The sequence below is a fragment of the Marinagarivorans algicola genome (assembly GCF_001292705.1).
Taxonomy (GTDB): Bacteria; Pseudomonadota; Gammaproteobacteria; order Pseudomonadales; family Cellvibrionaceae; genus Marinagarivorans; species Marinagarivorans algicola.
In genome coordinates this window covers 15,570-39,486 of record NZ_LGAK01000044.1, presented here as the reverse complement: position 1 = coordinate 39,486, position 23,917 = coordinate 15,570, and the positions used below count along the sequence as shown (strand labels likewise).

The following is a 23,917-nucleotide window of genomic DNA, read 5'->3' as shown; positions in this document are numbered from 1 at the left end:
ACATTTATCGGTCAAAATATATTTATGGGTCACAATCCCTTTTTTGGCTCAAAAAGAAGTGATACAAAAAAGCCCGCGCAGGTCATCTGCGCGGGCTTTTAAGTTTAATCAGTGTTTAAAATAATGATTAAACGCTGTAGTACATTTCAAACTCAAGTGGGTGAGTTGTCATGTTAATAAGCTCTACTTCTTCTTTCTTAAGCGCAATGTAGGCATCGATTGTATCGTTGGTGAACACACCGCCGGCAGTCAAAAACTCACGATCGGCATCAAGCGCTGCTAAGGCTTCTTCTAAAGAAGCGGCAACAGTTGGGTATTCTGCCAATTCTTCGGGCTCAAGGTCGTACAAATCTTTATCGGCAGCATCGCCAGGGTGAATTTTGTTTTTGATGCCGTCAAGGCCGGCCATTAAGAGCGCAGAGAAGCACAAGTAAGGGTTGGCGGTACAATCAGGGAAGCGGGTTTCAATACGCTTACCTTTGGGTGAGGTGACGTATGGGATGCGGATAGAGGCAGAGCGGTTACGTGCTGAGTAAGCCAAAATAACCGGAGCTTCGTAGCCAGGCACTAAACGCTTATAAGAGTTGGTTGATGCGTTACAGAAGGCGTTAAGCGCTTTAGCGTGCTTAATAACACCACCGACGTAAAACAAGGCCATCTCAGAAAGACCGGCATAGGCATCACCCGCGAATTGGTTGGTACCGTCTTTAGTAATTGATTGATGCACGTGCATGCCAGAACCGTTATCACCGACTAATGGCTTAGGCATAAAAGTCGCTGTTTTGCCGTAAGCATGAGCAACATTGTGTACGCAGTACTTAAGCACCTGAACTTCATCGGCTTTTTTAACGAGTGTATTGGCGTTAACGCCGATTTCACATTGGCCAGCCGTTGCGACTTCGTGATGGTGAACCTCGATGGTGAGGCCCATGGCTTCCATTGCGTTACACATAGCGCCGCGAATATCGTGTAATGAATCGACTGGAGGTACTGGGAAATAACCGCCTTTAATGCCTGGGCGATGACCCAAATTGCCGCCGTCTACTTTTTGGCTGCTGGTCCACGCTGCTTCTTCAGAATTGATTTTGTAAAATGCACCGCTCATATCAGCGCCCCATTTTACGTCATCAAAAACGAAAAACTCTGGCTCGGGGCCAAAAAAAGCTGTGTCGCCTATGCCGGTAGACGCTAAGTAGGCTTCTGCGCGCTTAGCGATAGAGCGTGGATCGCGCTCGTAACCTTGACCGGTTGTTGGTTCAACAATGTTACAGCGAACGATAACCGTAGGCTCTTCGGTGAATGGATCCAATAAAGAGGCGTCATCGTCAGGCATAAGGATCATGTCTGATTCATTAATAGTTTTCCAGCCGTCGATAGAAGAGCCGTCAAACATTTTGCCTTCAGTAAAGAAGCTATCGTCCACTTCGGATACAGGGATGGTGACGTGTTGTTCTTTACCTTTGGTATCGGTAAAACGTAAGTCAACCCAGCGGGCTTCGTTTTCTTTGATCAGATTCAGAGTGTTCTCTGACATTTGGTTGCCTCCGTAATGGTCCAAACGGGATTAATAAGTAATGAAAGTGATGACAGTCTATCACCGGCTTTCGACCGCACAATCTACGGCTTTATTCGGTAATTAGCAAGGATAACTGGTACGGTTGACTGGCAACTTGTGTGCCATAATACGAGTTTGGCTGCTAGCGTTAGCTTCTATGGCTTTAAAGATGGCAGCGCCCTTATTGTTGTGTTCTTTTTTGGTGCGATAAGATCTTTATTGCACTTTATTGGTGATTTTTATGCATTTTATTCTTCGTCTATTTCCAGAAATAACCATTAAAAGCCCGTCAGTGCGTAAGCGTATGGCACGCCAGCTAGCTGATAATACGAGGATCATTTTACGTCGCGAGTATCCGAGTGCAAGGGTGAAGCAAGATTGGGATAAGTTGGATGTTAATATTCGCGGTTTAGAAGATGCTGTCACCGCAAAGGGGGTATCGGCATTATTAAGTCGTATTCCGGGTATTGCCAATTTTTCGCGTGTACGTATTTTTGAGGCTGGCGATTTACAGCAAATTTATGAAGATACAGCCTCGGTGTGGGGTGAGGCGCTAGCGGGTAAAACCTTTAGAGTGCGAGCCAAACGAGTGGGTGAGCATGATTTTGGCTCGATCGAGCTTGAGCGATACGTGGGTGGTGGTTTAAATCAAAATTTTGATGCGGCAGGTGTTAATCTCAAAGCGCCCGATGTTACGGTGCATATTGAGGTGCGCGGCGATGTACTGTATGTCATCGAGCAAAAAACACAGGGTTTGGGCGGTTTTCCTGTGGGAACCCAAGGGCAGGTTTTGTCGTTGGTATCGGGTGGATTTGACTCGACGGTGGCGAGTTATCAGTGCATCAAGCGTGGCTTGCGCACGCATTACTGCTTTTTTAATTTGGGCGGTAAGGCTCACGAGCTGGGCGTTAAAGAGCTGTCGTATTATTTATGGAATCGCTATGGTTCATCGCATCGAGTTCGGTTTATTACCGTACCGTTTGAAGAGGTAGTGAAAGAGATTATCGAAAAGGTTGACCCCGCTTGTATGGGGGTTGTACTTAAGCGCATGATGTTCCGTACGGCTGAAAAGATCGCTATGCGCGCAAAAGCCGAAGCGCTCGTAACCGGCGAGGCGGTTGCGCAAGTCTCAAGCCAAACACTCACCAATTTAAAATGTATTGATCAGGCGACCGATGCCTTAGTGATCCGACCTTTAGCGCTAATGAATAAAGGCGATATTATTGATGAGGCGCGCTTTATTGGTGCAGAGGCCTTAGCGGCGAGTATTCCTGAGTATTGCGGTGTGATCTCTATTAAGCCATCGGCCTCGGTTAAAATGCACCAATTAGAGGCTGCTGAAGCACACATGGATATGACGGTGTTGGATCGTGCACTTGAGGCCTCTAAAGCGCAATTAATTGATGAAGTGATGGCTGATGTCGAAAAAGGGCAGGCTGAGGTTGATCATGTTGCTGTGCCGCAGGCAGGCGATGTGGTGGTGGATATTCGCCATCCCGATGAAATTGAGTTTAAACCGCTCACCGTTAGCGGCGCGCTAGAGGTGATTCCCTTCTATAATTTAAACGAGGCATATTCCGCACTCGATGCGACTAAGCGCTATTTACTCTACTGTGACAAAGGCGTTATGAGCCAGCTACATGCCTCGCATTTGAAAGACGAAGGGCATCGCAATGTCGCGGTGTACCGCCCCTAGTACAGGTAAGCCGCACGCTTAATAGGATACTATGACGGATAAAGGTAAATTAAGGCGTATGCGCAATGTGAGTACGGCTGTGGCATTGCTGGTGGTTATGATTGTGGTGGCGGTAGCTTCTTGGTTTTATATGCGGCAAATGTCTTCGAGTGCTCAGCAAGATAAAGCCTACCGTAACGTAACCTTGACCGATGCTTTGTTAAAATGCCGTGAATTTAGTGAGCAGCGGTATGGCACAAAACTGAAAAGCCTGACGTTTGATAGCCATTCTAGTCGCTGGGACCAGCAAAGTGGGCAATATAAGGTGTTTTTTACAGCAGTTATGAGCAGCGGCAAGCGCGGCGCTATATCGTCAGATTATTGGGTGTCGTGTGATGTAAGCGGGCGTAATGGCAGCGTACGTGATTACGATATGCTAGAAGATCAAAGCCTTAAAACCGAAGCGCAGCGCGCCGATAGCGGCGGTATGTTTGGCTGGCCTTAGGCTGAATGCTGTGGGTATTAGCCGCACAGCATTATTATGAGGCTATAATTTTTTTGATGAATTATAGTGCTAAGCTTTTGGTGACGGCTTTTTCGAGCTTTGAATCCAGTGGTTTTGTTCTGCTACCAAACTGAGTGACGGTGCCGTCTTGTGTGATCAAGTATTTGTTAAAGTTCCAGCTTGGTGCTTTTGTTTTGCTGGCAAGGTAGGCAAAGGCTGGGTGTGCGTTTTTGCCCTTAACATCGGCGTGCTCAGTCATCACAAAGGTAACGCCGTAGTTTTGATAGCAAACACGGGCGGTACCCTCTTCACTTTTTTCTTCTTGTTTAAAGTCATTGCTAGGTACTCCCACTACCACTAAACCTTTGTCGGCGTATTTTTTATGCAGCGATTCTAGCCCGCTAAATTGCTTGGTAAAGCCGCAATGGCTGGCTGTATTAACAATCAGCATAGCCTTGCCGCTGTTGTATAGCTCACAAAGGTTGACGTTATCTTTACTGTGCAATTTACGCATATCAGTATTAAAGGCTTCTGGGCATTCGCTGGCAAAGGTCAAGCTGGCTTGTACAAGTAAAAGTGTGGCTGTGATTAATTTAAGCATGGTGGCTCCTAGAGAGGCAGAAGTTGACTGTTCTGAGAATAATTATCTTAAGGGTGATTGACTTGCGGTTGTACGTTATAAGAAGGGCAATGGATGTGAGGTGAGATACTAATATAGAGGCCAAAAAAAAGCCCCGAGGGGCTTTTGGGGCTTACCGATTAGAACAAGCTATAGGTTACGCTCATGCTAAGATTGGAGGTTTTGAATGCAAGGCCGGTATCGCCAAGTTTGTCAGAGTCGGCAATGCTCTTCCATTCGGTGTTGAGGGTCCATCGGTCAAAAAAGAAGCTAACACCTAAACCAAAAGAGAGATAGGCACCTGTTTGCGAAATGGTGTCGCTATCCGCTGCATCCACCCAGCTACCGTTATTCCATAGCTCTATTTCGTTTGGCTGACCAATGGTGCCTAAGTAAGAGACTTGTCTTGAGCGACTGTTACCGACTTTGTATTCAATATCAAGAAAGCTAGCACCAATAAGGCCGTAAAATGCGGCAGTATCATTTTTGATTTGTGGCTTTAAATGTACACTTGTGTAGTAGTTGACGTTAGCTTTGATAGGTTGTTGATAAAACATTTTACCAACGGCCGCTTCTTTAACTTCGGCAACGGCTTCTACGGGTGGTGTTGCTGTAGGGTCGCCTGCAACGCCTGCTTCTGTAACGATATCAGCGATGGGGTAAAGTATAGATGATGATTGAAAGGTAGCTTTTTCATTTTCAACGCCGGTACCTATTTTGCCGTCAACGAGTAACCATGGGAATATGCTGTAGCTACCCACGGCCTCTACAGTGGTGAGGTTGAATTGTCCGCGTACAACGTTGGAGTCGGCGGCTAATTTCCAAGCGCTAACACCTCCGCCCACGTGAAACTTTTTATCATTAGCTGCATGGGCGCCCATGGCCAAAGATGTTGAGAGGGCAATCAGCAATAGCTTTTTCATGGCTTTGGTGTCTCCTGGAGTGTCGCGCCCGTTGGCGCAGTTCATTATTGTTAGTTCCCGCGCCAAGTCTTAGCTTGGCAATGGGTCAAGTATTCGACGAATTTCTGTGATTGTCAAACATACCTTAAAGGAGATGCGACAAACGTCGGAAGGTGGCTATCGTTTAAGGGTAGACACCGCTATAATGCGCGCCAGAAAATGTGCTCTTAGCCTACCTTTTATTGCATTTTTTTTACTGCATTTTGAGCTTGCGCCAAACAGAACTTGGATTTTTAAGTAAAACCTGGATTTTTAAGTCACGCACAGGTTGTTAAGTATAACTTTGTTTCTTTAAGTATTGTTTTGCGGTTTGCTCTTTTATACGTTAGCTCTTTTTACACTCCCTGAGGTGTTCTGTGATAGATAATTTGCGCAATGTTGCCATCATTGCCCACGTAGACCATGGCAAAACTACATTAGTTGACAAGCTGCTTCAGCAGTCTGGCACTCTCGATCGTAAGGATCAAGGCGCTGAGCGCGTAATGGACTCTAACGATCAAGAGAAAGAGCGCGGCATCACCATTCTAGCCAAAAATACGGCTATTCAATGGAACGATTACCGCATTAACATTGTAGATACCCCTGGACACGCCGATTTTGGTGGTGAAGTTGAGCGCGTATTATCGATGGTTGATAGTGTGTGTTTGTTGGTTGATGCGGTTGATGGTCCAATGCCACAAACGCGTTTTGTAACCTCTAAGGCGTTTGAGCAAGGTTTGCGCCCCATTGTTGTTATCAACAAAATCGACCGTCCAGGCGCACGCCCTGATTGGGTGATGGATCAAATTTTTGATCTGTTTGATGCTTTGGGTGCGACGGATGAGCAGTTGGACTTCCCGGTTGTTTATACCTCTGCTCTAAACGGTATTGCCGGTTTAGACCCAGAAAATATGGCGGAAGATATGAATCCGCTGTATCAAATGATTGTTGACCAGTGCCCCGCACCCAAAGTGGACCCCGAAGCGCCTTTCCAAATGCAAGTATCAGCTTTAGCGTACGATAGCTATGTAGGCGTGATTGGTGTTGGCCGTATTACTCGTGGTCGTCTTAAGCCTAACCAGCAGGTGATTGTTAAATCAGCTGATGGTAAAGAGCGCAAAGGTAAGGTCTTGAATGTGAAGGGTTACTTAGGGCTTGAGCAAGTGGAAACTCAGCTAGCGCAAGCAGGTGATATTGTCTGTATTAACGGCATTGATGGCTTAAGTATTTCTGACACCTTGTGCGACCCTGAGCATGTTGAGGCGCTACCTGCGCTGAGTGTTGATGAGCCAACTGTCAGTATGACTTTTATCGTGAACGATTCACCGTTTGCCGGTAGAGAGGGTAAGTTTGTTACCACGCGAAATATTAAAGACCGCTTAGATCAAGAATTGATTCATAACGTAGCATTGCGTGTAGAGCCTGGTGATACACCGGATAAATTTATTGTTTCGGGTCGTGGTGAATTGCATTTGTCGGTACTGATCGAAACCATGCGTCGCGAAGGCTTTGAAATTGGTGTGTCTCGCCCCGAAGTGGTTCAGCGCGAAATTGACGGAGAAATTCAAGAGCCTTATGAGCAGGTGGTGATTGATGTTGAAGAGCAGCATCAAGGCTCTATCATGGAAGAAATTGGTTTGCGTAAGGGTGAATTAACGAATATGGAGCCCGACGGTAAAGGCCGCGTACGCTTAGAGTTCATGATGCCCTCGCGTGGCTTGATTGGCTTCCGGGGTGCATTTTTAACTATGACCTCGGGCTCTGGTATTATGACCAGTATCTTTGATCATTACGGTCCAGTGAAAGGCGGCGATGTTGTGAGTCGTCAAAATGGCGTACTTGTGAGTATGGTGAAAGGTAAAACGGCAGCTTATTCGCTCTTCAACTTACAAAGTCGTGGTCGTTTGTTCTTGGGCCATGCGGTTGATATTTATGAAGGCCAAGTCATCGGTATTCATTCTCGCGATAATGATTTAGCGGTTAACCCGACCAAAGGGAAGCAGTTAACTAACGTGCGTGCCTCGGGTACCGATGAGGCGTTAACATTGGTCCCACCGATTAAGCACACACTTGAGCAGGCGCTTGAGTTTATTGAAGATGATGAGCTCGTTGAAGTCACACCCGTGAGCATTCGTATTCGTAAAAAGCTCTTGACCGAAAACGAACGTAAGCGCGCTAAATAAGCTTAAGTGAAGTTAAATAGGGAGTGCTTACCCCCTAAAAAAAGGCCGCAGATGCGGCCTTTTTTTATTGTTGTTGATGTATTTTTTATTGATTGAGGGTTTTTGGGGGTCCACTGAGGGCTTTTTGGACCTTAGGTATAGCGCTGATATTTTATGCGATGTGCATATGGGCGCCCGCTTGTAGATTTTGGGCGCCATTGAGATTTATTTTTTTTAGAATATTTCTTCATGATATTCAATAGCGTTATTCGGAATATTGCTATTTGACTGTGGTTTGGCTTTGGGTGCATTATTGACGCGGAACACCTCAAATATGGCGTCAGGATCATCGGTGCGGGCGCGCTCGCCTGTTTCGGGGTCGATACGGACTGCGACAACACTGGACGGCTGAACCTGATGGAGCTGCGGCTTGTTTTTGAGAGCCTCGCTCATGTAGTCAATCCAAATGGGGAGCGCAGCAGAGCCGCCAAATTCGCGAATACCTAGTTTTTGGTTTTCATCAAAGCCCACCCATGCTGTGGTGGCTATACCGCCAGCATAGCCTGAAAACCAAGCATCAAGAGGCCCATTGGTGGTGCCTGTTTTGCCTGCAACATCGGTGCGCTTGAGTGCTTTTGCTTTTCGCGCGGTACCACGTTGTACAACATCTTTGAGCATCGAGTCCATTAAATAGGCCACATCTTCTGCAATTACGCGGGGCGCTTGTATAACCTGTGCTGCATCGGAGGTGCTGTTTGATTGTTCTTCGAGCGGGGCGTTAGGGCCGGCATTTTCAAAACGGTTATTTTCTAGGTTTTGGCTTTCTAGAGCTAGCGCCTTAAGTGCTTGGCGTTCATCGTACGAGCTGTCATCGTCTGGGTGGGTCGCGCTTAAGGTATCGCAATCGTTGTGGCGACTATTGCCATGGCTATTGCTATGGCAAATCACGGTTGTGGGTTTTTGAAAAATAATAGTGCCATCGTCGCTATCTATTTTGCTGACAATTGATGGCACAACTTTGTAGCCACCATTTGCAAACACCGCGTAACCACTGGCTACATCAAAAGGTGTCATCGCATAGCTGCCAAGCGCGAGTGACAGGTTTTTGGGTATTTCGTCGGGGTTCACATTAAAGCGATCTAGATCTTTGATCGCGGCATTGATACCAATCGTCCGTAAAACGCGAATAGACACTAAATTGCGAGAGAGATAGAGTGCTTTGCGCAAGCGAGTAGGGCCGTAGAATTTACCGCTGGAGTTTTCGGGACGCCAGGTGCTCTCGAGTTGATCGTCGTCAAATACGATAGGTGCGTCGTTAATCAGTGTGGCTGGTGTTAGGTTGTTTTCGAGTGCAGCAGTGTATAAAAAGGGTTTAAAGTTAGAGCCGGGTTGTCTTTTGGCTTGCACGGCGCGATTGAAACTACTGATATCAAAGCTGTAACCCCCAATGAGCGCCAGTACATCGCCGCTGAAGGCATCTATTGATACTAGCGCCGCCTGAACCTCAGGTATCTGACTGAGTCGCCACTGAGCCACCTGAGGTGCCTCAGTAACGCTGTCATTTGTTTCGTCTTGCGCGTCTGTGGGGTTGGCGGTTATGGCTTCTAGGCGAATAATGTCACCGACATTAAAAAGTTCGGTTGCGCTTTGAGGGGCGGCTTTTGTGCGGTTTTCTGATACGAATAAGCGCAGGCCTTTGCTGAGCACTGACCAATCGATGGAGGTGGTTGAGTCATCACGAAACCTTACCGTTAAGCTATTTTCGGAGATCTCTTCAATGAGTGCCGCTTTAAGTGTATAAGCGCTGGGTCTTTGTTTGAGCTCTTTGAGTTGATCTTCCGGTGTTGCGTTGGGCTGGCGTAATTCTGGCCCTTTATAGCCGTGGCGAAGGTCGTAGGCGTGCAGCCCTTTTGCGACAGCGCTCTGTGCATGTGCTTGTAGCTTGCTATTAATGCTTGTGTAGACTCTATAGCCATCAGTGTAGGCGCTTTTGCCGAGCCTTTTGATCGCATCTTGACGCGCTAACTCGGCGACGTAAGGTGCGCTAAAATCTAGCTCGTGACGATGATACTCAGCCGTGACAGGCTCTTGTTGGGCGCTGAGCATGGTGGCTTTGTCTATTTTTCCAAGCTCATACATGCGCGATAAAATCCAGTCGCGGCGCATCTTGGCCTTACTGGGGTTAGCAATCGGGTTATTGATTGAGGGGGCTTGCTGCAGGCCTGCAATCATGGCGACTTGGGCAATAGAGAGGTCAGCCATTGACTTGCCGTAGTAAATCTCTGCAGCGGCCTGAATACCATAGGCGCGGTTACCCAAAAAGATCATATTCACGTAAAGCTCGAGAATTTCTGCTTTACTGAGTTCTTTCTCTATCTCAATCGCGAGTAAAATTTCATTAAATTTACGTCTGAAATGCTTTTTGCGGTGAAGAAAAAACTCGCGTGTGACTTGCATGGTGATTGTGGAGCCGCCGGATTTTTTTTCGCCGGTCATCAATAAATGTGAAGCTGCTCTCACAAGCCCTTTTATGGATACACCGTTATGAGAGTAGAATCCCTCATCTTCTGCAGCTAATAGTGCATCGATATACCCTTTGGGGATGTTTTTGTACTGAATGGGCGTACGGCGCTGTTCGCCAAATTCCCCAATTAGTTTATGATCTGCAGAGTAAACTCTTAACGGTGTTTGTAATTTTACATCTTTTAAGCTTTCAACCGAAGGAAGAGCAGGGCTGAGATACAGGTACATACCTGCTAAGCTTAAGAGTGTACCGCCGACAAAAGTCAGTGCGAGCCAAATAATAAAACGAAAGAATGATTTAAGCATTGTTTTTGCGGGCATGAACGACAGCAATTGCCATTTCATTGTTATCCAGAGTGCATGAAGGGCTTACAGTATATAGCCTTTTACATATCTGCATAGCTCGCGTACTGTTGCAGGCGCGAACGCAAGTGCTATAACATTAACAAGCAGCTCAATAGCGGATAAGAATATAAAATGAGTGTTCTCAGCTTTCTCGGTAAAAAAAGCAAGCCATTACTTGGCTTAGATATCAGCTCGACAACGGTCAAGATGATAGAACTCACTAGGCATGGCGATAGCTACCGTGTTGAGAACTATTCAGTCAGACCTCTGCCACCAGGCGTTGTTGTTGAGAAAAACATTAGTGATGTTGATGCCGTTGCGCAGGTTGTTAAGTCAACCATTCAGCAGGTTAGAACCAAGGTGCGCGATGTTGCCGTTGCTGTGCCGGGCTCTGCGGTGATCACAAAAACTATCTCGATGCCTTCGGGGTTGAACGATGACGCCATGGAATTGCAAATTTCTTTAGAGGCTGATCAATATATCCCCTATCCTTTAGAAGAGGTCTCTATTGATTTCGATGTTTTAGGGCCCTCTGACAAAAGTCCAGAGGAGGTTGACGTGCTTTTAGCGGCATGCCGTAGCGAAAATGTCGAAATGCGTGAAGCCGTTCTGGAATTAGCTGGCTTAACGGCTAAGGTAGTTGATGTTGAGGCTTATGCTCTTGAGCGCTCTTTTGATCTGCAAGCGGACCAAATCGAAGGTGCTTACGAGAAGGTGATCGCAATCATTGATATTGGTTCAACAATGACAACACTGAGCGTGTTGGTCGATGGTAAGATTATTTATGCCCGAGAGCAGCTATTTGGCGGTAAGCAATTGACCGAAGAAATTCAGCGTCGATATGGCCTGTCGGAAGAAGAGGCGAGTTTGGCCAAGCGTCAAGGTGGCCTGCCTGACGATTATGAGGCTGAGGTACTTGAGCCCTTTAAAGATAATGTTGTTCAGCAGGTGACGCGTTCATTGCAGTTCTTTTTCTCTTCGAGTCAATACCATGAAGTAGATCACGTACTGCTTGCCGGTGGCGTCGCTTCGATGGATGGACTCGTTGATATGGTCGAAGATAAGCTTGAAACGCCTACTTCGGTGGCAAACCCTTTTGCGAATATGTCGGTTTCGTCTCGTGTCAATTCCGCATCGCTAGCCAATGATGCGCCTTCACTCATGATTGTAACTGGCTTGGCATTAAGGAGCTTCGATTAATATGGCTAAGATTAACCTACTCAATTGGCGTGAAGAATTCCGCCAAGAGAAAAAGCAAGAATTTATACGGCATACGGTTTTAGTATGCATTATTGCAGGTATTGTTGCCTTTGCCTGGGTGAGCATTGTTAATGGCTCGATTGAAAACCAAAATGCTCGAAACCAACTCATCAAAGATGAGTTAATCGTATTAGATAAGCAAGTTAAAGAAATACAAGAGCTCAAGCGTAAGCGAGAAGAGTTGATATCGCGCATGCGAGTAATTCAAGATTTACAGGGTACACGGCCCATTATTGTCAGATATTTTGATGAGTTTGTACGTGCAGTGCCCGATGGTGTGTTTGTACTATCGATGGTGCGTAAAGGGCAAACAATCACCTTGGATGGTGTTGCTGAATCCAATAGTCGAGTGGCTTCTTTAATGCGAAATATTGATAATTCACTCTGGTTTGATGAGTCAAACCTTAAATCTGTGACGGCTGACCCAGCTTATGGTGAACAAGCCGTACGCTTTTCTGTAGTATTGAATACCGTGCTACCTTCTGATAACAATGATAATAAAAATAAATAGGAGGGCGATTGTATGGCGAATATGAATGAGCTAGTAGAGCAGCTTCAAGGTTTCGATATATCGTCCCTTGACTGGGAGCGCGTCGGTGTATGGCCGCTGGCTGGGCGCATTTTTATGTGGATTGCGGCACTGTGCGCAATTATTTTAGGAACATACTTTTTAATCGTCAAAGATAAAAATATACAACTTGCCACGGCAGAACGACAAGAAATTACCATAAAAAAAGATTTTGAAGCGAAAGCCTTTGAAGCCGCTAACCTTGATAAATACCGCAAGCAAATTGCGGAAATGGAAGATTCGTTTGAGGCACTTAAAAAGCAGTTGCCTGATGATACCGAAGTCCCCGATTTGGTTGATGACATCGATGAAAAAGGTACGCAGAGCCGCTTAGTGATCAACAGCGTTAAGTTACAGGCTGAAAAGCCTGCAGAATTTTATATTGAGCTGCCAATCGAAATTAAAGTATCGGGTGGTTATCACGAATTTGGCGCTTTTGTTAGTGGAATCGCAGGTATGCCCCGTATTGTGACTTTACATGACTTTTCTATTAAGCGTGATGGCGATAGTAGCGCTACGCTTAACATGGATATATTGGCTAAAACTTACCGCTATAAGGATCAGGAGTAATTAAAATGCCGAAACTTATGTGTAAGCTGTTTTGTTTGATGCCTGTTGTATTGCTGGCGGGGTGTGCATCTTCTGGTAATACTTCTGATTTGGTGCAGTATATTGCCGAAGTGAAAGCGAGGCCGCAGGGTACTATTGAGCCATTGCCGCCGGTAAGAACTTTTGATCCATTTATTTATGGTGCTACCGCAATGCGCAGCCCATTTGATGAGCCTGTAGTGGTAACAGCAATTGCTGGCACACGAGATCCTGATGTAAAGCCCGATCCTTTAAGGGTTAAGGACTTTTTAGAGTCGTTTAACTTAGACTCGTTAACAATGGTGGGTACATTGGAGCAAAATGGTGCCTTGTGGGCCTTGGTACGCGACCCCAGTGGCGGTATTCATCGTGTCACTTTGAATAACTATATTGGTAAAAACCACGGCAAGATTACAGCTGCCTCACCTACTCAGCTCAATCTTGTGGAGATTGTGGGTGATGGTTTAGGTGGCTGGGTCCAACGTCCTAGAACAATAAAATTATCTGAGAAGGAATAACTGGCATGTTCATACAATATCGAAAAATTGCTGGAGTTCTATCTGGTCTCCTGATGACTCCACTTGCTTGGGCCAGTGAACTTCAAGATGTAAAGTTTTCTGAATTACCCGGCGATCGTGTAGAGATACGCTTGGTATTTGATGAAGCTCCGGATGTGCCTGATGGCTATACGATTGAACAGCCGGCTCGTATCGTATTGGATTTTGCCGAAGTTGAAAACGCTTTGACGCAAAAGAAATTTAATATGGATATGGGGAGCGTCAGTAGCGCTGTAGTTATTGCTGGCGGTAATCGCACGCGTCTAATTGTCAACATGAATGATTTGCAACCCTACTCTACGCGTATTGAAGGCGCTGACTTAGTTATGGAAGTTGGCGGCGCTGCACAAGCCGCAGCGGTACCTCAGGCGGCTCCTGTTGCTGCGATAGCTGGTGGCGAGTCGGTTTTATCAAAACCTAAAAATCGCTTTGATAAAGCGGTCTCTGAAATCCAAAATATTGACTTCCGTCGTGGTGATGCAGGCGAAGGTAAAATTATTGTTCAGCTAAGTAATCCCGGCGTTAGTATTGATGTAGAAGAGGTCGCTGGAGGTATAGAAGTTGGTTTTTTACAAACAGACTTACCTGATCAATTGAGAAGAAAGCTAGATGTGACCGATTTTGCAACACCCGTAAATATGATTGATGCAACCGTCGGTAGCTTGCGCTCAGTATTAAAAATTGATGCATCGGGTGAATACGATTACCTAGCCTATCAGGCTGACAACGAATATGTGGTCAGTATTAAGCCATTAACAAGAGCCGAAGTTGAAGAGAAAAAAGCAAAGTTTGCTTACACTGGCGAAAAACTATCGCTTAATTTCCAAAACATTGAAGTGCGCTCGGTATTACAGTTAATTGCTGACTTTACAGACCTTAACTTGGTCGCCAGCGATACCGTTAAAGGAAGTATTACTTTACGTTTAGACAATGTCCCTTGGGACCAGGCGTTAGAGTTGGTCTTAAAAACAAAAGGCTTGGATAAGCGGCAGGTGGGGAATGTCTTGATGGTGGCGCCAGCGGCAGAAATAGCTGAGCGTGAACGTCAAGAGCTCGCGACACAAAAGCAACTCGAAGAACTTGCACCGTTAAGGACCGAATATATTCGCGTACGTTATGCCAATGCGCGTGAATTATTTGACTTGTTTGTTTCTGAAGGGGGTGCCGGCGGCGGCGCTGGTGGTGGCAACGGTGGTTCAGATCGTAATTCAACAGGTAGTATTCTGTCGGATCGAGGCCATGCCATTGTTGACGAGCGTACAAACTCAATTATTTTGACGGATACCGAAGAAAAAATTAGTGATTTTCGTAAGGTTGTAGAGCAGATCGATATACCGATTCGCCAAGTTATGATTGAGGCTAGAATTGTTATTGCAAACAATGATTTCCGCAAGGAGCTAGGGACTCGAATTAACTTAGCAGGCCAGTCACACGCTAATAACGATGAGTATAACTATAGTGGTAGTATGGATGAATTCTTCAATAACGGTGGCGAAGGCGGTGCATTGCGTTTAACCGATAATGAAGGTGATTCGATTGGTAACGTGGAATCGCGAGCCGTTAATCTCGGTGTAACTGAGGCATTCGGTGGTTTAGCGATGAGTGTCATCAGTGGCGATGTCTTGCTGGGGCTCGAATTAACGGCGCTTGAAGAAAGCGGCTTTGCAGAAATCGTGAGTCAGCCAAAAGTGGTTACCGGCGATAAGCAGCAGGCGTCTATTGCCAACGGTACTGAAATTCCGTATCAAGAGGCATCTGCTAGCGGTGCAGCAACTATTACCTTTAAAGAGGCTGTGTTAAAGCTGGATGTAACACCACAGATCACACCTGATGACAACATTATAATGGACCTTAAAATCAACCAAGACTCAGTCGGTAGAATATTTCAAAATATTCCCTCTATTGATGTGACAGAGCTGCACACGCAAGTGTTAGTGGCTGATGGACAAACGGTTGTATTGGGCGGGATCTTCCAAAATGAAGTCAACAGAACAGTTTCAAAAATTCCTTTACTAGGCGATATCCCTGTAGTTGGGCGCTTGTTCCGTAAAAATGTTAATAAAGACACAAAGCGTGAACTTATTATATTTATTACCCCACGTATTATGTCGAGTACTTTGACCAATAACTAATGACTGATTTAAATAATATTATACTTGTCGGCCCGATGGGGGCCGGCAAATCTACCGTCGGGAGGCTTTTAGCCTCCCGACTTGGTTTTGGCTTTGTTGATACAGATTCGGTTATTGAAGAGCGAACAGGCGCTGATATTTCATGGATTTTTGATGTTGAAGGGGAGTCAGGTTTTCGTGTGCGTGAGACCAGTGTTTTGCGTGATTTACTGGTAGACAAGTCGTCGAAAGTGATAGCAACAGGCGGGGGAATCGTGACTACACCAGAGAATCTTTCTTTGTTGAAGGAGCTGGGAACCGTATTTTTTTTGCAGGCTTCTATAGAGCAGCTGGTTACGCGAACCAGCAAAGATAAAAAACGGCCTTTATTGCAAGTTGAAAACCCTAAGGCCAAAATACGGGAACTGCTTGAGCTGCGGGCGCCGCTTTATGAGCACGCAGCCGATGCCAATATAGTCACAGATGCTCGTGGTGCAAAAGGGGTTGTTCAGCAAATTTGCGCATATTTAGGTGTTTAGTGGTTTTATAACGATCTATAAAATAGATTTGGTGGGTTGGTTTATATAGCATTCAGGCCGCTCTGTTGTTTTTTGTAACCATTCAGAGACCCAAAATTGGGCACTGATAAACCATTGTTTGGGCCGCTCAAGTCATCAATGGGTGCCATAATCAGTACTCTCGGCACTTAAATGCCCAGAAAATAATCCATCAGCACCCTATCAGGTGATTTTTTTCGGCTTGGCTGAATAGTGACGTTTTGTTTACTTGCCTTTAATGCTTTACTCGCTATAGCATGCATTGTGATGGCGCCTACTTTGAGGCGCTTACTTGAAGACAGCGAGCTATTGGTTATGACGACGCAAACCTTAACGGTCGATCTTGGCGATCGTACCTACCCCATTACTATTCAATCGGGTGCTTTGACGAGCGCACAAGTGTGGTCGCCATTGGTGGCAGATCGTCAGGTAATGATTGTTACAAATGAGACATTGGGGCAGTTGTTGCTGCCGCGTTTTCTTGAGTGTATTGAGTCTTTGGCGGTACCACCTAAAAAGATGAAACATGTTCTTTTACCGGATGGTGAGCAGTATAAAACCCTCGATACACTTAACCTAATTTTTGATGCGTTACTTGAGCAGCGCTTTGATCGGCGCTGTTTGATTATTGCTTTGGGTGGCGGTGTTGTGGGTGATATGGCAGGTTTTGCTGCAGCATGTTATCAGCGTGGCGTTGAATTTGTTCAGGTACCCACTACATTGTTGTCCCAAGTTGACTCATCGGTAGGCGGTAAAACCGGCGTCAACCATCCCTTGGGTAAAAATATGATTGGGGCATTTTATCAGCCTCAAGCTGTCATTATTGATACGGATGTTCTCAGCTCGTTACCACCGCGAGAGCTATCGGCAGGTTTAGCCGAAGTGATTAAATATGGCTTAATTGCGGATGCATCTTTTTTGCTATGGCTTGAAGAGCATATGGAAGGCTTAATGGCATGTAATACTCAGCTGTTGGCGGATGCGATTTATCGAAGCTGCCAAATTAAAGCGCAAGTGGTTGCTGCCGATGAGCGCGAAGGCGGTATTCGCGCTATTTTAAACTTAGGTCATACCTACGGTCATGCTATCGAGAGCGCGCAAGGTTATGGTGTGTGGCTTCACGGCGAGGCTGTCGGTGCAGGGATGGTGATGGCGTGTGAGTTATCTCAGCGCTTAGGTTGGATTACTGAGGCCGATAGCGAGCGTGCAAAAAAACTGATTATGCGTGCAGGGCTACCGGTGGAGCCGCCTAAAAATATGACCCAAGATGAGTTTCAAGCGGGCATGTCTGTCGATAAAAAAGTATTAGATGGGCAGCTGCGATTAGTGTTATTGAGGTCTATTGGGCAGGCAGTAGTGACAGCAGACTTTGATGTAGCGCAACTTGAGGTGCAATTGTCTGAATTGGGCTAAATCACCTAACCCCTTAATTTAAACGCTCAATACGTTAGCGAGTGAAAAAAGGACACTGCAATGATTAATGCCTCAAAGGTTGATACTATAGAGACGACTTCGCTCGAGAGTGGCCATTATTTTTGCCCACCTGCTTGGTTGGGTTTAATTAAGCAGCTTGTGCATCTTGCGCAGTTTTCGGGTGGCTTGCAAGTACTTGATGGTGAGCGCGGATCGGGCAAGACTGTAATGGCCCAGCAGCTTGCGCAAGCATTGGGTAATGATGTGTCCCTTGGAGTATTAGCGCTGCCAGCTGGCTTGCCTGCAACTCAGGTTTTTGATTGTTTATTGGCCGCATTGGGGATTAATGCTGGATACGCTTTGAGTGTAGGGCAATCGATTGTTGCACTTCGAGAATTTGACGCAAGCCTGAAGTCGGAGCAGTTGCGCAAAGTGTTAATTATTGATGATGCGCATCATTTTGATGACCAAGTATTAGCGGCTTTAGCGAGTGTATTTCAAGGGAATAATGAAACAGAAATTGGTTTATCATTAATTTTTATTGCTGAGCCAGGCCTAGCACAACGCTTAGACCGTCTTAATTTGGTCGATATTGAAGTGCGTGACAGCCGTATTCCTAAGTTCTCCCTTAAAGAGAGTAAAGCGCTTGTGATTGCGGCATTTGCCACTGCGCATCCTGATTTGGAATTCCCGCTAGAGGATGAGCTTATGGCGGCCATCTGGCGAGAGGGCGACGGTAAACCGGGTGACATCTTGCAAATGGCACAAGCGGCTTGGCTTGAAGACGATGAGGCAGTACCTATGTGGCATAAACGCGTTCCTGTCTGGCATGTTTTTGCGCTTGTTTTTTTGTTGTTAGTATTATTTTTAGGTTATTTATCGAAGAGCGAAGAGCCGCAGTCGTCAGAGGATCAGCTGCTGGATTCTCAAGCGCGTCCAGCCGAGATAACGGTTACGCGCTCGACCTTACCTGTGATCGATGACAGCCATCAACCTACGTATCATTTCTCCTCTTTATCGGATGCTGTGCAATCGTCACAAGTGGCTTTGACCAACGAAGATTTAGAGGTGTTTGCAGGAACCTCTTCTGTCTCGAATACAGTCTCTCAACCACTGAAAAAAGCGCCGATCACCTTAGCACCTAAAGTCATTACCTCCCAGCGCACAACAGTGATGTCAGCCCCTCAACCTACCAAGCAAGCGGTAAGCCCAGCGACAGCGCCGCAGACCAGTAGTGTAGAAATATCAAAACCAGCAAAAGTACCCGCTGCTGCGGAAATAGCGGCTTCACCTAGGCCTAAGCCTGCGCGCAAAGTACCAACCCCCGAGAGGCTGAGTGAAGATGAAAGGTTTTTAATGGCGCGCCCTAAGCAAGGCTATGTATTACAGCTATTGGGTGCGAGCTCACGCCAATCACTTGAGAACTTTGTTACGCAACAGCCAAATCGCAAAAATATACGTATCTATCGTGCGTTGAGATCTGGTAAGAGTTGGTATGTGGCAGTAGAGGGCTTTTATGCGGATAAAGATTCGGCTTTGGCGGCCATGACTAATTTACCCAAAGAGCAGCTCAAAGCAGGCCCTTGGGCGAAGCCGATGGCTGCAGTGAGGCTCGAAATCACCACGTTTAAGCAGCAAGCGCCCTAAAATGGCGCATAAATAGTGGGGAATTCAGCGGTTACACTGTAGCCACCTTGCCAATTTTGTACTTTGCCGTTAAGATTCTGCGCCCATTTATCGGGTATATCCTGTTAAATTTGGACTTTATTCTTTTTTTAAAGGGTTTGAAAGGTGTTTTATGCCTCACAAGGGCGTTCTTTACCTTAATCAAGCTTTATTCTGTAGTGTAGTCATATCTCCGCATTGGTGTGAATGTCGCATTAAAGAGTCGATAGAAAGGGCGTACTCCCCTAGACTCTTTAACAGGTTTCGGTTACAACAGCCGTACATAAATTGATAATAGAGTGAGCGGATTTAATTCGCTCCATCGCGATGCATGTTTTAGCGCTAGTGCCGCTAGTACCTGCTCGATGTATTTAACTACTTAGTGAAGTGAATCTGCTTATGAATACTGGCCTATACCGGTTAGATGAGTTTAAAGACAATTGTGGCTTTGGCCTTATTGCCCATCTTAAAGGGCAAGCGAGCCACAATTTGCTATTAACTGCCATTGAATCGCTAACATGTATGACGCACCGCGGTGGTATTGCTGCTGACGGTAAAACGGGCGATGGTTGTGGACTTTTGATTAAAAAGCCAGATAGCTTTTTCCGGACAGTTGCTAAAGAAGATGCAGGGTTTGAGCTTGCACAGTTGTATGGCGTTGGCGCGTTCATGCTGAGTAAAAATGCTGGCGATGCTATGCGTGCTAAGCAAATCATTGTTGATGAGCTGGCCAAAGAAGGCTTGCGTGATGTGGCATGGCGCCAATTGCCGACCAACCCCGAGTGCTTAGGGCCTATCGCAAAAGATAGTGAGCCTGACTTCTTTCATTTGTTTATCAATACTGCGCAAACTGATGAGCAAGCTTTTACTGCTAAGCTATTTTTGGTGCGCCGTCGTATCGAAAAGATACTGGCAGACGATACTGATTTTTATGTGGCCAGTTTAAGTAGCGCCGTTGTATCGTTTAAAGGCTTGATGATGCCTGTTGATCTCCCTAAGTACTTTTTAGATTTAGGTGACGAACGCATGGAAACGGCCATTTGTGTCTTTCATCAGCGTTTTTCAACCAACACTTTACCTCGCTGGCCCTTAGCGCAGCCATTTAGAATGCTAGCGCATAATGGCGAAATCAATACTATTGTCGGTAACCGCAATTGGTCGATTGCCCGCACGCCCAAGTTCCAAAACGATTTACTTCCAAGCCTTGATGAAATTGCACCGTTGGTAAACCGTACAGGTTCAGATTCTTCTAGTCTAGACAATATGCTCGAAGTACTTTTGACCGGGGGTATGGAATTACACCGTGCTGTGCGTATGCTTGTACCGCCAGCTTGGCAAAATGTCGAGACCATGGATCAGGATCTTAAAGCATTTTACGAATATAACTCGATGCACATAGAGCCTTGGGATGGCCCAGCAGGTTTGGTGGTAACCGATGGTCGCTATGCTGTGTGTACACTCGATCGCAATGGCTTACGACCGTCGCGCTGGGTGATTACTAAAGATGACCTTATCACGGTGGCCTCTGAGGTCGGCACATACGATTACGCCCCTGAAGATGTTGTGGCAAAAGGCCGTTTAGGGCCTGGTCAAATGCTATCGGTAGATACGCAAACTGGTAAGCTCTACCACACTGAAGATATTGATAATCAGCTGAAAAATAGTCAACCTTATCGCAAGTGGTTGAATGAGCAGGCAACGCGTATTGAGTCGAGTTTAGCGCGCGATACCGCTGAAACCAGCCTAGATGACGAGCTCATCAAGGTGTACATGAAGCAAAACCGTGTGTCATACGAAGAGTGCGATTCAGTGCTTCGCCCCCTTGCTGAAGGCGGCCAAGAAGCGGTGGGTTCCATGGGTGACGATACGCCAATGGCTGTTTTATCGCAGCAACAACGCTCGCTGTATGACTATTTTCGGCAGCAATTTGCGCAGGTGACTAACCCGCCTATTGATCCGTTGCGTGAAGCGATTGTGATGTCACTTGAAACGTGCTTAGGCCGTGAATTGAGCGTGTTTGATGAAACCGAAGCTCATGCGCGCCGTATTATTTTGAGTACCCCGGTGTTGTCGCCCGATAAATTCCGTGCATTATTAAATGTCAACGCCGAGCGCTACCCCTCTAAAACCTATAGCTTACTGTACAACGCTGATAAAACCACGCTGCAAGCTGCGCTGATACAATTGGTCGAGACCATTGTAACCGACGTGAAAGCGGGCGTTTCGATTATTGTATTGAGTGATACAGGCCTTAAGGAGGACTTAGTTCCAATCCATGCGCTACTCGCGACCGGTGCTGTACATCAACGCTTAACCCGCGATGGTTTGCGCTGCGATGCCAATATTGTCGTCGAAACCGCTACGGCGCGTGATTCACATCAAATTGCCACACTCATTGGCTATGGTGCCACGGCTGTGTGCCCTTATTTAAGCTATTACGTTATTAATAGTTTAATTGCATCGGGCGATTTAAATGCCGATGTAGATACCGCGTACAAAAATTATCGCAGAGGGATTAACAAAGGGCTATTGAAAATCTTATCTAAGATGGGTATTTCAACAATCGCCTCCTATCGCGGTGCGCAATTATTTGAAGCGATTGGCTTGAGTACCGAAGTGGTGTCTTATTGCTTTGATGGCACGCCAAGCCGTATTGAAGGGGCTGAATTTGTTGATTTAGAAGCCGATCAAAAAATCTTGGCGAAGTTGGCGTGGAAAGCACGTAAGCCAATTAATCATGGCGGCATTTTAAAGTATGTGTATGGTCATGAATATCACGCCTACAACCCTGACGTCATTCAGCACTTACATGCGGCTGTGCAAACAGGTGAATATTCAGCCTGGAAGGCCTATGCGAAGCTTGTTAATGAGCGTCCTGTAGCCACACTACGTGACTTATTAGCGATTCGCGGTGATTTGCAAGCAATTCCACTTGAGGAGGTTGAGCCCGTTGAAAATCTCTTTAAGTGCTTTGACTCTGCAGGTATGTCTCTAGGCGCATTATCACCTGAAGCGCACGAGGCATTAGCCGAGGCGATGAATACTTTAGGTGGCCGTTCCAACAGTGGTGAAGGGGGTGAAGACCCTGCGCGTTACGGGACTATTAAGGTTTCTAAAATTAAGCAAGTTGCCTCGGGCCGTTTCGGTGTAACCCCCGCTTATTTAAGTAATGCAGAAGTGCTGCAAATTAAAGTGGCGCAAGGCGCTAAACCTGGTGAAGGCGGACAGTTGCCCGGTGGCAAAGTCAACGATTTAATTGCGCGGTTGCGCTTTGCGGTCCCTGGTGTCACGTTGATTTCGCCGCCACCACATCATGATATCTACTCGATCGAAGACTTGGCACAATTAATTTACGACTTGAAGCAAGTGAACCCTAATGCGTTGGTTTCGGTTAAGCTCGTTTCACGTCCGGGTGTAGGTACTATTGCCGCCGGTGTGGCTAAAGCCTATGCTGATTTGATTACTATTTCGGGCTACGATGGCGGTACAGCTGCAAGTCCGCTGACCTCTATTTTACATGCCGGCTCTCCTTGGGAGCTTGGCTTAGCCGAAACCCATCAAACACTTTGCGCTAATGACTTGCGTGGCAAAGTACGGGTACAAACCGATGGCGGCTTAAAAACTGGCTTGGATGTTGTGAAGGCAGCCATCTTGGGGGCTGAAAGCTTTGGGTTTGGTACCGCACCAATGGTCGCTTTAGGTTGTAAGTATTTACGTATTTGCCACCTGAATAATTGCGCCACAGGTGTTGCGACACAACAAGATAAGTTGCGCAAAGAGCACTACATAGGGACTGTGGAAATGGTCATGAATTTCTTTCGCTTTATTGCCGAAGAGACTCGCGAGTGGATGGCGAAGTTAGGTGTGCGCTCGCTACGCGACCTTATAGGCCGCGTAGATTTACTGGAGGTCATTGACGGTGCTACCGCTAAGCAGGCCAAACTTGATCTTTCGCCAATTATTTATACTGACGATTTAATTAAAAGTAAGCCCCAGTTCTGTCAAGTTGAGCGCAACCGACCGTTCGATAAAGGCTTAAAAGCCGAGCAAATAGTTGCTGCGGTATTACCCGCTATTGAAGCAAAAACCGGGGGTGAGTTTGAGTTCTCGATCACTAACTGTGACCGCTCAATCGGTGCTCGTATTAGTGGCGAAATTGCTAAACGCTATGGCAATTTAGGCATGAGTAACGCCCCTATTAAACTTAAGCTCAAGGGAATAGCGGGCCAAAGTTTTGGCGTATGGAATGCTGGCGGCTTAGAAATACACCTAGAAGGCGATGCCAATGACTATGTTGGTAAAGGTATGGCTGGTGGTAAGTTGGTTATTCGTCCGCCACAAGGCTCCACCTTTCAAACACAGGAAACTAGTATTGTCGGTAATACCTGTTTATATGGCGCAACCGGCGGTAAGTTATTTGCAGCAGGCTGTGCAGGTGAGCGCTTTGGCGTGAGAAACTCGGGCGCATTTGCCGTGGTTGAAGGTGCTGGCGATCATTGCTGTGAATACATGACCGGTGGCGTAGTGACTGTACTTGGTGATACGGGCTTAAACTTTGGTGCAGGTATGACGGGTGGGTTTGCCTATGTGCTTGATCAGCACAATACATTTGTCGATCGCTATAATCACGAGCTAGTGGATATTGTTCGTGTTAATACCGAGGCCCTAGAGGCTTATCGCAACCACTTGCGTGGCGTGATTACTGAATTCGCGGCCGAGACCGAAAGCCGTTGGGGCCAAGAAATTTTAGATAATTTCGATCGTTTTGTTGGCCGCTTTTGGCTGGTGAAACCAAAAGCCGCAAGCTTGCAAAGCTTGTTAACCAGCTTGGGTTCTCGCGGAGAGTAATTCAGCCAATGCCCAGCTTTGTGTT

Annotated in this window: 16 protein-coding genes; 12 read left to right on the top strand and 4 right to left on the bottom strand. The window is 46.4% G+C overall.

From position 1 onward, the window contains the following. Positions 1-127: 127 nt before the first annotated feature. Positions 128-1,534 (bottom strand): glutamate--ammonia ligase, encoded by a 1,407-nt coding sequence (gene glnA / locus AC438_RS13335; protein WP_053981760.1) that lies wholly within the window; start codon positions 1,532-1,534, stop codon positions 128-130. A gap of 262 nt (positions 1,535-1,796) precedes the next feature. Between glnA and thiI the strand changes: the two genes are divergently transcribed. Then, a complete protein-coding gene (gene thiI / locus AC438_RS13330; protein WP_053981759.1) occupies positions 1,797-3,251 on the top strand; it encodes a tRNA uracil 4-sulfurtransferase ThiI in 1,455 nt (484 codons plus the stop codon). 31 nt (positions 3,252-3,282) lie between these two features. Then, positions 3,283-3,735 carry a hypothetical protein gene (locus tag AC438_RS13325; protein ID WP_053981758.1) on the top strand — a complete coding sequence of 151 codons (453 nt, stop codon included), beginning with the start codon at positions 3,283-3,285 and terminating at the stop codon, positions 3,733-3,735. 61 nt (positions 3,736-3,796) lie between these two features. Here the strand turns inward: AC438_RS13325 and AC438_RS13320 are convergent, their stop codons facing one another. Next, positions 3,797-4,336: a glutathione peroxidase gene (locus AC438_RS13320; RefSeq protein ID WP_053981757.1), complete on the bottom strand. Its 540-nt coding sequence runs from the start codon at positions 4,334-4,336 to the stop codon at positions 3,797-3,799. A 158-nt stretch (positions 4,337-4,494) separates the two neighbouring features. Then, positions 4,495-5,322, bottom strand: coding sequence for a hypothetical protein (locus AC438_RS13315; protein WP_053981756.1), 828 nt, complete (start codon positions 5,320-5,322; stop codon positions 4,495-4,497). Positions 5,323-5,672: 350 nt separating this feature from the next. Between AC438_RS13315 and typA the strand changes: the two genes are divergently transcribed. Then, positions 5,673-7,478, top strand: a complete 1,806-nt coding sequence (gene typA / locus AC438_RS13310; RefSeq protein WP_053981755.1) for a translational GTPase TypA — start codon at positions 5,673-5,675, stop codon at positions 7,476-7,478. A gap of 213 nt (positions 7,479-7,691) precedes the next feature. Here the strand turns inward: typA and AC438_RS13305 are convergent, their stop codons facing one another. Then, positions 7,692-10,301, bottom strand: coding sequence for a penicillin-binding protein 1A (locus AC438_RS13305; protein ID WP_238376397.1), 2,610 nt, complete (start codon positions 10,299-10,301; stop codon positions 7,692-7,694). Between the two features lie 156 nt (positions 10,302-10,457). Between AC438_RS13305 and AC438_RS13300 the strand changes: the two genes are divergently transcribed. From AC438_RS13300 to gltB, 9 genes are all read left to right on the top strand, one after another. Then, positions 10,458-11,525: a pilus assembly protein PilM gene (locus AC438_RS13300; protein ID WP_053981754.1), complete on the top strand. Its 1,068-nt coding sequence runs from the start codon at positions 10,458-10,460 to the stop codon at positions 11,523-11,525. 1 nt (position 11,526) lies between these two features. Then, entirely contained in the window at positions 11,527-12,096 is a 570-nt protein-coding gene (locus tag AC438_RS13295) for a PilN domain-containing protein (protein WP_053981753.1), read from the top strand. A gap of 12 nt (positions 12,097-12,108) precedes the next feature. Further along, a complete protein-coding gene (locus AC438_RS13290) occupies positions 12,109-12,723 on the top strand; it encodes a type IV pilus inner membrane component PilO (RefSeq protein ID WP_053981752.1) in 615 nt (204 codons plus the stop codon). Between the two features lie 5 nt (positions 12,724-12,728). Continuing rightward, a complete protein-coding gene (locus AC438_RS13285) occupies positions 12,729-13,259 on the top strand; it encodes a pilus assembly protein PilP (RefSeq protein ID WP_053981751.1) in 531 nt (176 codons plus the stop codon). A gap of 5 nt (positions 13,260-13,264) precedes the next feature. Further along, positions 13,265-15,430, top strand: a complete 2,166-nt coding sequence (locus AC438_RS13280; RefSeq protein ID WP_053981750.1) for a type IV pilus secretin PilQ — start codon at positions 13,265-13,267, stop codon at positions 15,428-15,430. Then, positions 15,430-15,948, top strand: coding sequence for a shikimate kinase AroK (aroK, locus tag AC438_RS13275; protein WP_053981749.1), 519 nt, complete (start codon positions 15,430-15,432; stop codon positions 15,946-15,948). The genes AC438_RS13280 and aroK overlap by 1 nt, the downstream gene beginning before the upstream one ends. 333 nt (positions 15,949-16,281) lie before the next feature. Then, positions 16,282-17,379 (top strand): 3-dehydroquinate synthase, encoded by a 1,098-nt coding sequence (gene aroB / locus AC438_RS13270; protein ID WP_053981767.1) that lies wholly within the window; start codon positions 16,282-16,284, stop codon positions 17,377-17,379. 60 nt (positions 17,380-17,439) lie between these two features. Continuing rightward, positions 17,440-19,026, top strand: a complete 1,587-nt coding sequence (locus AC438_RS13265; protein ID WP_053981748.1) for an SPOR domain-containing protein — start codon at positions 17,440-17,442, stop codon at positions 19,024-19,026. Between the two features lie 417 nt (positions 19,027-19,443). After that, complete coding sequence (gene gltB, locus AC438_RS13260) at positions 19,444-23,892, top strand: glutamate synthase large subunit (RefSeq protein WP_053981747.1); 4,449 nt, start codon at positions 19,444-19,446, stop codon at positions 23,890-23,892. Positions 23,893-23,917: the final 25 nt, after the last annotated feature.

Excerpts from the sequence above, each read along its gene's own strand:
- glnA (WP_053981760.1), bottom strand. The coding sequence starts at position 1,534 with ATGTCAGAGAACACTCTGAATCTGATCAAAGAAAACGAAGCCCGCTGG.
- thiI (WP_053981759.1), top strand. The coding sequence starts at position 1,797 with ATGCATTTTATTCTTCGTCTATTTCCAGAAATAACCATTAAAAGCCCG.
- AC438_RS13325 (WP_053981758.1), top strand. The coding sequence starts at position 3,283 with ATGACGGATAAAGGTAAATTAAGGCGTATGCGCAATGTGAGTACGGCT.
- AC438_RS13320 (WP_053981757.1), bottom strand. The coding sequence starts at position 4,336 with ATGCTTAAATTAATCACAGCCACACTTTTACTTGTACAAGCCAGCTTG.
- AC438_RS13315 (WP_053981756.1), bottom strand. The coding sequence starts at position 5,322 with ATGAACTGCGCCAACGGGCGCGACACTCCAGGAGACACCAAAGCCATG.
- AC438_RS13305 (WP_238376397.1), bottom strand. The coding sequence starts at position 10,301 with ATGCCCGCAAAAACAATGCTTAAATCATTCTTTCGTTTTATTATTTGG.
- AC438_RS13300 (WP_053981754.1), top strand. The coding sequence starts at position 10,458 with ATGAGTGTTCTCAGCTTTCTCGGTAAAAAAAGCAAGCCATTACTTGGC.
- AC438_RS13295 (WP_053981753.1), top strand. The coding sequence starts at position 11,527 with ATGGCTAAGATTAACCTACTCAATTGGCGTGAAGAATTCCGCCAAGAG.
- AC438_RS13290 (WP_053981752.1), top strand. The coding sequence starts at position 12,109 with ATGGCGAATATGAATGAGCTAGTAGAGCAGCTTCAAGGTTTCGATATA.
- AC438_RS13285 (WP_053981751.1), top strand. The coding sequence starts at position 12,729 with ATGCCGAAACTTATGTGTAAGCTGTTTTGTTTGATGCCTGTTGTATTG.
- AC438_RS13280 (WP_053981750.1), top strand. The coding sequence starts at position 13,265 with ATGTTCATACAATATCGAAAAATTGCTGGAGTTCTATCTGGTCTCCTG.
- aroK (WP_053981749.1), top strand. The coding sequence starts at position 15,430 with ATGACTGATTTAAATAATATTATACTTGTCGGCCCGATGGGGGCCGGC.
- aroB (WP_053981767.1), top strand. The coding sequence starts at position 16,282 with ATGACGACGCAAACCTTAACGGTCGATCTTGGCGATCGTACCTACCCC.
- AC438_RS13265 (WP_053981748.1), top strand. The coding sequence starts at position 17,440 with ATGATTAATGCCTCAAAGGTTGATACTATAGAGACGACTTCGCTCGAG.
- gltB (WP_053981747.1), top strand. The coding sequence starts at position 19,444 with ATGAATACTGGCCTATACCGGTTAGATGAGTTTAAAGACAATTGTGGC.